Consider the following 8263-nt stretch of genomic DNA (forward strand, 5'->3'; position numbering starts at 1 on the left):
CACTGCGGCCGATGGGTCTGTTGGAGATCATCGACCAGACCTTTCGGCTCTACCGCGCCAACTTCTGGCTGTTCTTCGGCATCGCAGCAATCGTGTACATGCCCCTCGCCCTGCTGCAGTCCGCCTCCCTCGCGATGCAAATCATCGGCGGCATCTTTACGCTGCCCGGCTACCTGCTCGTGACCGGCGCGCTGACCAAAGCAGTCTCGGACCGATACATGGGCGACGAGGCGACGTTCGGCGGGTCGTATCGGCAGATCGGGCGGCGGCTGATCCCGTTTATCCTCACCGTGCTCGCGACGTCGGTATTCGTCGCGAGCGGTCTGATACTGCTCATCGTCGGAATCATTGTCTTCGGGTTCTGGGCGGCGTTCGTGACGGAGGTCTTCATCATCGAGGACAAGCGCTATTTCAGTGCTATCTGGCGCAGCAAGTTCCTCATCGGTCAAGGTGTTTGGGCCCAGGTGCTGGTACTCGGCCTGATCACCGGGCTTATCGGAGGGGTGGTCCAGATGGTGATCATGCTGCCGGTCTTCATCGCGCAGGACGTGATGGGGGCAAACGTGCCGTTCATGTGGATTGCCGAGGGCGTTCTGAGCGGGATTTCCCAGACGCTTGCGGTGCCGATCGGGCTCGTTGCCAGCATCTTGCTCTACTACGACTCGCGTATCCGCAAGGAGGGCTTCGATCTCGAAGTCCTCGCTCGCGAGTTGGGCAGGGAATCTCCCGCTCAGCCACCGCCCCCCGCGCCCCCGCAGGCCCCGCCTACAACGCCGTCGCAGTGGCCGCCGGCACCGCCGCCTGAACCACCGACCGAGGGAGGCGGAGGCGTGTGACGCGCGCAGTTGTCCTGGCCGTTGTGCTGTTTGCCTCTGGGCGCGCCGCGGCCGCACAGGTCATGACGCCTGCTGAATACGGCCGCGTCATCGGTCACGCCGCGCAAGCCCTCGAGGACGCTGCTGCGAGCGACCAAGACCCCAAGCCCCTCGCGAAAGCCGCTCTGGAGGTCATGCCGAAACACGCTGAAGTCCGCTCCGACACCGACGGGCGGACGATCAAGGTAGATAACACCGATCTGATCCGCGCCCTTCGCGGGCAAGTCACGGAAGGCCGCGCCGGCATCCGCACGGCTGCCGGCGTTCTCCGCAACTTGGAACGCAACATGGCGGTCGAGTCCAAGGCGCCGCCCGCCGATGCGCGCGGCGCGCTGGAGCGAGTGCTGCAACGTCGCGAATTCAGGCCGAGCGCGCTCGACAAGGCGCGGGCGTGGTTCAACCGACTGGCCATGCGCGCGCTGTTGGGGGTCAGTCGCGCCATCGCCTACCTCTTCACTCGCCTGCACCTCCCCGGCATCGAACTGCCGCTGGGTTGGCAGCGTTTCATCGTGCGCGCCATACTGGTGCTCTGCGGCGTTGTGGCCTTTATCCTCGTCGTGCGGCTCGTAATGCGCCTGCCCTTGCGGCGCGCGCGCTCTCTGCCCGTGGCACCGCAACCGCTTGCGGCCAAATCACACGGCGCCTGGCTGGCGGACGCCGAAGCGGCACTGAAGGCGCAGGACTACCGCGCCGCCGTGCGCGCGCTGCACATGGCGGCGCTGATGAAACTGGACGAGGCCGGCCATATCAGGTACGTGGACTCGCGCACCGACGGGAGATTCACACGCGCGCTGCGGCAGGGCGGCCGGCATGACCTCGCGGATACGTTGTCCTCGCTCAGCACGGTCTTCGCCGCAGTGTGGTACGGGATGCGGCCGGCAGGGCCGGGCGAGTACACCACAGCCGAGGCGCAATGGCGCCAACTGGAGGCTCTGGCGGGCGCATGAGAGTACCTCGCGAGGCATGGTGGTTGGCGGGGCTGATCGCGGTCATGGTGGTCGTCGCTGCGGTGGCCCGAGGCGGCGGTGCGCCGAGCACTAACGAGTACCTCAACCGTACGACGTACAGCCGCGCGCCGTGGGGCGTCCGCGCGCTTTATCTGACCCTGGAGGAACTCGGCTACGACGCCCGGCGACTGCGGGCGCCGTTCGCCGCGGCCACGTTGCCGCGCCAGGGAGCCCTCGTCATGGTCGGACCCGCGATGCCCGTCACCACACATGAGTGGCGTGCGTTGTACCGGTGGGTCGCGGCGGGGCACACGCTATTTCTCGCGGGCGATTGGATGCTCCCGTCCTTCGAGTGGTCCTATCCGGCGATAGAAGAGGAATTCGACCTCGCGCCGCTGAGCCGCGCGCGACCCGTCCAGCCGACGTACCTTGCTCGCGATGTCGAGCGACTCGCGGTTCGCGCGGCCTGGCGCATCAACCGACCCGGAGCCGCGATGTCGGACGAGGAGCCCCCGCCCCGCGCCTGCCCCGGCGGCGCGTGCAGCGTCGCCGGAGAGCCGCCGGATCGGCTCGGCGAGGCCCTGCGCCGTGCGGTGCCGTTGTTCACCGACCACAAAGGGACCGTGGCGGCCTACAGCCGAATCGGCAAAGGCGCGGTCGTTGTGCTGTGCGGCGGCTGGAGCCTGTCGAACGACGGCATCGGGACCGCGGACAATCTGACCTTCACCCTCAACGCGCTGGGCCCGCCGCGAGCGGGGCCGGTGTATTTCGACGAGTACCACCACGGGTACGGCGAGCAATTGCTGTGGACCGTGATGCCGCTGCCGGTGAAGCTGGGGCTGGCGCAACTCGCGCTCGCCGTGCTGGTCGTCATGTACGCACGGAGCCGCCGTTTCGGCGCGATTGTCCCGCTCGACCGCGGCCGTAGGGAGCGCAGTGAATTCCTCGGTACGATGACGGCATTGCTGCGCAAAGGTCAAGCCACGCGACTCGCGCTGCGCACGGCTTACGAGGCAGCCCTCCAGGACCTGCGCGTGGCGCTGGGGGTAGCAGCGGACGCGAACGCGGCACAGATTGCGGAGGCGGCGGCGCGTGTGAGCGAACCCGCGGCTGAGGAGCTGGGCCAGGTGCTGCGGCAGTGCCGCGGCGCGCTCGAGGGGCCCGAGACACTGACCGAAGCGCGGGCGCTGGGATTGGTGCGACAACTGGACGGCGCCGTGCGCGGCATAAAACAGATCTGAAGACGGGAGCGGAGATGACCATCAAGGAATTGATGCCCGAGGTTCAGGCACAAGTCGGCAAGGTCGTGCTTGGTCAGGAAGAGGTGGTCGCGCACATCATGACGGCCCTGCTCGCGCGCGGGCACGTGCTGCTGGAGGGGGTGCCGGGGATCGCGAAGACGCTGCTGAGCCGGGCCGTGGCACGCTGCGTCGGCGCCGACTTCAAGCGCGTCCAGTGCACGCCCGACTTGATGCCGGCCGACGTCACCGGCACCAACGTCTTCGACATCCAGGCGCGCACGTTCCGCCTGGTCAAGGGCCCAGTGTTCACCAATGTGCTGCTCGTTGACGAGGTCAACCGCACCCCGCCCAAGACACAATCGGCCCTACTCCAGGCGATGCAGGAGCGCTGCGTGACGATAGATGGCGTTGATCATCCACTGGACGGCGTCTTCTTCGTCATGGCCACGCAGAACCCGATCGAGTACGAGGGAACGTATCCCCTGCCGGAGGCCCAGCTCGATCGTTTCCTGATGAAGGTGCATGTGGGCTATCCGGAGCCGGCGGCGGAGCAGGATATTTTGCGACTGCATCTGCGCGGCGTGGACCCGCAGGACCTCGATTCGGCAGGGGTGCAACAGCTCATCGGCCTCGCGGAGATCGAGGCCGCGGGTGAGGAACTCGCGCGCCAGACCGTGCGCGATGACATGATCGCGTATATCGCGGCGCTGGCGCAGAGAACGCGCGAGTCGCCTCACACGGTGCTGGGCGCGAGTCCGCGCGCGGCGGTGGCTCTGCTGCGCTGCGCGCAGATACGCGCGGCGGCCGAGGGCCGCGATTTCGTGACCCCCGACGATGTGCAGGATATGGCGCACCCGGTCCTGCGCCACCGCATCATCCTCAAGCCCGAGGCCGAGATTGAGGGCCTCACGATAGAAGGGCTCATTGACGGTGTCATTTCAGCAGTCCCCGTTCCGAGGTAGCGAGTCGGAACCGGAGGCGCGCGCGAAGTCCGTGCGGTGGTTTCCGAGCGCACGGCTGGGTGCGGCGGTGGGAGCCGGGGCGCTGTTACTGATCGCCGGCGCGCTGTGGATGCCGCTCGCGTGGCTGAGCGCGCTGTGGTGGGCGGCGCTCGCGGCTGCGGTGGTTGCCGATATACGCGCGCTGCGCGAGACGCGCCGCGTCAGCGCCGTCCGCGCGATCGAGGACGTCATTTCCCTCGGCGTCCGCAATCCCGTGACGCTCGTCGTGCGCAGCCGGTCGTCGCATTCGTTGCGCTGCCTGCTGCGCGACGAGCCGCCGCTGGACTTCGTGACCGATCGCTGGCACCGATGGCGCGACCTGCTCGGGGATAGCGAGTGCACCGAGACCTACCATGTCACTCCGCCGCGGCGAGGCGACTTCGCTTTCGGCGCGCTCAACGCGCGGCTGACCGCGGGATTCGGCTTTGTGGTGCGCCAAGTGCGGTTCGACCTGCAGCGCAGCGTCAAGGTATATCCCAACCTGGCGAGCATCCGCGCGCACGAGCTTGCGGCGCGCAAGGAGCGGCTGCTCGACATCGGGGTGAGGCCCGCGCGGATCCGGGGCACCGGGCTCGAATTCGAATCACTGCGCGATTACGTGCCCGGCGACGAGCTGCGCCGCATTGACTGGAAAGCCACTGCGCGCCACGCCGAACCGATCACCCGCGAGTACGACATCGAGCGCAGCCAGCACGTCATACTGTGCCTTGACCTCGGTCGCACAATGGCGAGCGATCTGGGCTTGCTGACGAAAGTGGATCACGCCGTGAATGCGGCGACCCTGGTCGCGTATGTGGCAGCCAAGGCGGGGGACTGGGTTGGGCTGTATGCGTTCGCGGAGGAGCCGCTCGTCTTCGTGCCCCCGCGCAAGCAGCAGTTCTCGCTGGTGCTCGATGCGCTCTACGGACTGCAGCCGCACGGCGCGGAAAGCAATTACTACCGGTCATTCATGGAGGCGGCGCACCGCATTCGGAAGCGCGCGCTGGTCATTCTGCTCACCGACCTGCCGGACCCGGATTCGTCCGCCCGACTGCTGCGCTATGTGACACTGCTCACCGGGCGGCACCTGGTGCTGTGCGCCGCGCTGAGTGACTACGAGCTGTACGACGTCGCGGCGAAGTCGCCGACTCAGCCGCGAGCACTGTACGAGCGCACAGTCGCGACGACGCTGCTTGCGGATCGCCAGCGCGCGCTGCACGCGCTGCGACAGCGCGGCGCCATTGCATTTGACGCTACGCCGGCGAACCTGTCGGTCGAGGTCCTCAACCGCTACCTCGAGATCAAGGCGCGGGCGCGGCTGTAGCCGTCCCCGCCTCGCGCATCGTATGTCAGTGCAACCGCACAGCCTCAGAGCGCTTCAATCAATGTGACGGCCAAGGTCTTGGCGAACAGCATAGGGACGTTATGATCACCGTCCCAAAAGGGGGAAGCGTGAATCGTGGTAGGGCTGGAAAGCGCCCCTCGCCTAGGTGGCGGGCAGTCTGGCTGCTCGCACCCGTTTGCGCTGTGCTGCCGTGTACCGCCCAGGCAGGCGGAATGAACGGCGAAAGCACCCAATCCGCGATCGCGCGGCGCGCGGCGGGGATGAAGCGGAACTACCAAGCCATAGACGACCTCTCAGCCGACATCAAGTATGAGTTCCACGCCGGGATGACGGGGGTCACCAAGTTTCGGTTCCGATGGTCCAAACCCGGCAAGTTTCTGATAGAAGAGCTGGCTTCGACTCCCCCGTCGACTGGCGCCCCGACGCCGGAGCCCCTCGAGCGAAGGGCTTTCGACGGGAAGAAGCTGCGCATTCAACGTGAGTATCCCTCTTCGGCCAGGGTCATCTTCAAGGTAAGAGGAGAAGTCCTGCTGGGGGACGGCACGAGGCGCGACATGGGCGCGTTCTGGGCAGCAGACCCGCGTGCGACCGTATGGGGCGGGGAACGGCCGAGGTGGGATATGCTGGAGGAGGCGGCGGCAGCGGGGAGGATAGCTCGGGCCGAATCCGAGAAGCGCTTCGGCGGTGAGGGACTTGCGGTAGTGGTTCGCGGCGGTCGCCGCGGTGGGCGCGGGCTTGAGCAGTACGTCTGGATTGACGATGCACACGGCTTCATCCCCAGGATCTGGCGCGCGACGGGAAACACCTCGGCGTCGGCCGAGGTGCGAGTGGAGGCGGTGGAGGAATCGGGGGGCGTGTGGTTCCCGGTGAGTGTCACGCAGAGGATGCGCCATGCCACTGGGGCCACGAGCGAAGCGAGCGTCAGCGTGACGTCCCTAGCGATCAACGCGGGCATCCCGGCGGCGACTTTCGAGCCGGCGTTCGCCGAACGAGCAGTCGTGCGGGACAGGACCGCTGAGCAAGAGCGCGCTATTCGCAGGTCCGAGCAGGCTGCAGAGGTGTCACGCCGGATCGGTCGCGTGCTGATGGCCGGCCTGATACTCGTCGCGGGATTCCTGGCGGCGATCTGGGCCTGGTCGGCATTTCGCCGACGGCGCCGGCCACCCGCCGCTCCGCCGGGGGCCCGATGATCGGCTACGGGTTTTCCGGCTGGCGCCCGCCGAGGAGGACGTAAGCAAGAAACCCCATCGCCAGGATGGCGGCGACTGCGAACTTGATGACCGGCGGCATCACCGCCGGCGAGAAGAACCCCTCGACCACTCCCGCGACCGCCAGGAACGCGATGACCCCCAGCATCATGACGCCGGCTTGTCGCCCGGCAACGCGCAGCGCGTCGATCCGACTGTATTCGCCCGGGGCGATGACGGCAAAGCCAAGCAGCAGGCCGGCGGCGGCGGAGATGATGATCGTCGGCAGTTCGATCACGCCGTGCGGCGCGACGAACGCCCAGAAATGAACCGCCGCGTCGGTGCGGCCAACGCCTGCCGCAAGCGCCCCCAGCACGAACCCATTGAACACCAGCACGAGCAAGGTGCCGAGGCCGAGCAGAATGCCGGTCGAGAACGCGAGGAAGGATACCTGGACGTTGTTGACCATAATCAACGACGACGCCACGGGGCGGAAGTCCGCCGGCAGGAAGTCCGCGCCGCCGCGGTGCCGCTCCGCTATGGCGTCGACGCTCGCCGCGAGACCGGGATTGACGAGTTCGAGTAGATCGGGGCGCAGCAAGGAGAATAGCGCGCTGAGGGCCGCTGAGCCGAAGAACAAGCCTCCGGCAAGGGCGATTACCCGCCACTGCCGACGCAGCGTCTGCGGCAGTTCGCGGCGGAAGAACCGTCTCACGCCGGCCCAGCCGGAGGACTCGGATACGTAGAGCAATCCGTAGGCACGGCCGACGAGCCAGTTGAGGTACTCCAACTCCTTCGCGTCAAGGCCATAGGCGCGCGCGTGCGAGAGGTCGGACGCCGCGCGCCGATAGAGGCGCCCAAACTCGAGCAGATCGCTCTCGGACAACCCGCGCAATCCGCGCAGGCGCGACGCGTCGGTGACCAGTGCCGCGAGTCGCTCCCACTGCGCTCGTCTTCTCGCTGCCGAGCGTTCGTCGATCACCGTCTCCCTTGACAAAGAGGCAGGAATTGACAATGATTACCGCGGTGCTGGGATGAGCTTCGACGACACGAGAACGGTCGTTACCCCGGAGCAGGTATCGGTCACCTATCGCCTCGCGGGCATCGGGACTCGCTTCGCCGCGATGCTGCTCGACACCTCCATTCAGTTCATCGTCGTGCTCGTTGTCATATTACTCGCGGGCGCCCTGGGGTCGCAGATCGAGTTCCTGGATATCGACTTTCTGGGAGCGATGACGTCATCCTGGCTCATCGCGCTCATGGCTATCGCGATTTTCGGCATCATCTGGGGTTACTTCATCTTGTGGGAAACGGTGTGGCACGGCCAGACGCCGGGCAAGCGCGCGGCGGGGATCCGCGTGATGCGCGACGGCGGCTATCCCATCGATTTCCGCGCCGCGTTCGTGCGCAATATCGCCCGCTACGTGGACTTCCTGCCCGGCTTCTACGGCATCGGCGCCCTGGCCGTGTTCCTGAGCAAGGACAGCAAGCGGCTCGGCGATTACGCGGCGGGGACGGTCGTGGTCGTGGATTCGCGCCCGGCACCGGCGTATCAGACTCCCGCGCCCGCGCCGCGGCAGTATCGTTTGCTCGGCGACCCGGCGTTGCTTGACCTGCGCGCCATGAGCCGCGACGAGTTTACCGTGGTCGACCGCTTCCTGTCGCGCCGGGTGGAGCTGCCGGAGAAC

8 protein-coding genes are annotated in these 8263 nt (G+C 67.0%); 7 read left to right on the forward strand and 1 reads right to left on the reverse strand.

Features of this window, described 5'->3' with window-relative positions; translation table 11 throughout:
• The 6 genes from JSV65_08480 to JSV65_08505 form a co-directional block, all read left to right on the forward strand.
• Positions 1-836: hypothetical protein (locus JSV65_08480; GenBank protein ID UCH36375.1), on the forward strand; the 836-nt coding region annotated here is incomplete at its 5' end.
• Positions 833-1822: a DUF4129 domain-containing protein gene (locus JSV65_08485; protein ID UCH36376.1), complete on the forward strand. Its 990-nt coding sequence runs from the start codon at positions 833-835 to the stop codon at positions 1820-1822. The genes JSV65_08480 and JSV65_08485, both read left to right, overlap by 4 nt.
• Positions 1819-3063, forward strand: a complete 1245-nt coding sequence (locus tag JSV65_08490; protein UCH36377.1) for a DUF4350 domain-containing protein — start codon at positions 1819-1821, stop codon at positions 3061-3063. The genes JSV65_08485 and JSV65_08490 overlap by 4 nt, the downstream gene beginning before the upstream one ends.
• 14 nt (positions 3064-3077) lie before the next feature.
• Entirely contained in the window at positions 3078-4025 is a 948-nt protein-coding gene (locus JSV65_08495; GenBank protein ID UCH36378.1) for a MoxR family ATPase, read from the forward strand.
• Positions 3988-5367, forward strand: a complete 1380-nt coding sequence (locus JSV65_08500) for a DUF58 domain-containing protein (GenBank protein ID UCH36379.1) — start codon at positions 3988-3990, stop codon at positions 5365-5367. The genes JSV65_08495 and JSV65_08500 overlap by 38 nt, the downstream gene beginning before the upstream one ends.
• A gap of 233 nt (positions 5368-5600) precedes the next feature.
• Positions 5601-6578, forward strand: coding sequence for a hypothetical protein (locus JSV65_08505; protein ID UCH36380.1), 978 nt, complete (start codon positions 5601-5603; stop codon positions 6576-6578).
• 4 nt (positions 6579-6582) lie between these two features.
• Here JSV65_08505 and JSV65_08510 read toward each other — a convergent pair whose 3' ends face one another.
• The gene (locus JSV65_08510; GenBank protein ID UCH36381.1) at positions 6583-7557 is read right to left on the reverse strand and encodes a stage II sporulation protein M; all 975 of its coding nucleotides are present in this window, start codon (positions 7555-7557) and stop codon (positions 6583-6585) included.
• 52 nt (positions 7558-7609) lie between these two features.
• Here JSV65_08510 and JSV65_08515 point away from each other — a divergent pair.
• Positions 7610-8263: RDD family protein (locus JSV65_08515; GenBank protein UCH36382.1), on the forward strand; the 654-nt coding region annotated here is incomplete at its 3' end.

Source organism: Armatimonadota bacterium (genome assembly GCA_020354555.1).
In the GTDB taxonomy this organism is placed as follows: Bacteria; Armatimonadota; Hebobacteria.

Excerpts from the sequence above, each read along its gene's own strand:
- JSV65_08495 (UCH36378.1), top strand. The coding sequence starts at position 3,078 with ATGACCATCAAGGAATTGATGCCCGAGGTTCAGGCACAAGTCGGCAAG.
- JSV65_08490 (UCH36377.1), top strand. The coding sequence starts at position 1,819 with ATGAGAGTACCTCGCGAGGCATGGTGGTTGGCGGGGCTGATCGCGGTC.
- JSV65_08505 (UCH36380.1), top strand. The coding sequence starts at position 5,601 with ATGAACGGCGAAAGCACCCAATCCGCGATCGCGCGGCGCGCGGCGGGG.